The organism is Streptomyces sp. NPDC060205 (assembly GCF_042728395.1).
GTDB lineage: Bacteria > Actinomycetota > Actinomycetes > Streptomycetales > Streptomycetaceae > Streptomyces.
Map to the genome: position 1 here is coordinate 1 of NZ_JBHWZP010000641.1, position 1,352 is coordinate 1,352.

Consider the following 1,352-nt stretch of genomic DNA (forward strand, 5'->3'; position numbering starts at 1 on the left):
GCCGCGCTCTCCATCCCCTTCGTCCTGAAGTTCGTCAAGGAGACCAAGGGCAAGACGCTGGAGGAGATGGGCTGACACCCGTCACTTCCCGCTGAACCCGGGGAGAGGGGCCAAGTCCCCGCTGTCCTTCTCCCCGTACTCGTGAGAGAGCGTGCCGCCCCGGTTCCCGGTCCTACAGGGCCTTGAGCCGGGGCAGCACGTTCTCGCAGAACAGATGCATGCTGCGCCATCCCTCGTCGACCGACATCCCGCCGGACAGCGGATGCAGTACGTAGCTGTCCAGGCCCAGCGCCAGACACTCCTCCGGCGTCACGATCCGGTAGACGCCCTCGGCGCGCAGCTCCTCCACCGTCGTGGCCCCCGATTTCACCGCCGAGCGGATGTCGGAGGACTGCCAGGAGGCGTACGTCCTGGCCTCGTGCAGGAAGTGCTCGCCGTGCTCGGCCCAGGCGCGGTCCGGGTCCTCGGCGAGGTGCAGCAGCGGGGTCACTGCCGCGGGCATCATGGTCCAGCCCTCGGTCCCGTACTCGACGAGCCGCTCCTTGTAGTAGGCCTCGATGTCCGGCAGATGCGCGCTGGGGAAGAACGGCAGACCGAGCCGCGCCGCGCGCCGGGCCGCGGCCTTCGAGGAGCCGCCCACCAGCAGCAGGGGGTGCGGGTCGGAGAAGGGCCGCGGAGTGACCCGTACGGTACGGCCGCGGTACTCGAAGTCCTCGCCGGTCCACGCCTTCAGCAGGGTCTCCAGGAGCTCGTCCTGCAGCGCGCCGCGGCGCTTGTAGTCCACGTCGAACTGGGCGTACTCCTCGGGGCGGTAGCCGATGCCCGCGACCGTGACGAGACGGCCGCCGCTGAGGAGGTCGAGCACGGCGATGTCCTCGGCCAGGCGCAGCGGGTCGTGCAGCGGGCCGATGATCGCCGAGACCGTGACCGCGATCTTGCGGGTGGCGCCGAAGACCGCGCCCGCGAAGGTGAACGGGGAGGGCAGCCAGTTGTTCGGTGCGCCGTGGTGTTCCTCGGTCTGGACGGTGGTCATGCCGCGGTCGTCGGCGTAGGCGGCCATCTCCAGGGCGGCCTTGTAGCGGTCGCTGAGGGAGGGGGGTGTGGGGGTGGGGTCGACGAGGTTGAAACGTACGACCGTTACGGGCATGGGGGTCCCCTTCGCCGGGCGGGTGGGTGCGTGGGTGCGTGCCGGGGGCTTCGGTGGGGGTGACGGTAGCTGACGGGTCGTCAGCTGGCCAGGGTTCTCGCCCCCGCCGCCCCTTCCCGTTCCCGTCCACACATGGGGGCTGCGCCCCCTCGCCCCCCTGTCGCGCTGCGCGCTCCGTCCTCAAACGCCGGACGGGCTGATTTTC

General features: G+C 70.6%; 1 protein-coding gene. It reads right to left on the reverse strand.

Going from position 1 to position 1,352, the window contains the following annotated elements:
* Positions 1 to 172: 172 nt before the first annotated feature.
* On the reverse strand, positions 173 to 1,147 hold the full coding sequence (locus tag ACFWGJ_RS43710; protein WP_387334552.1) for an LLM class flavin-dependent oxidoreductase: 975 nt from the start codon (positions 1,145 to 1,147) through the stop codon (positions 173 to 175).
* Positions 1,148 to 1,352: the final 205 nt, after the last annotated feature.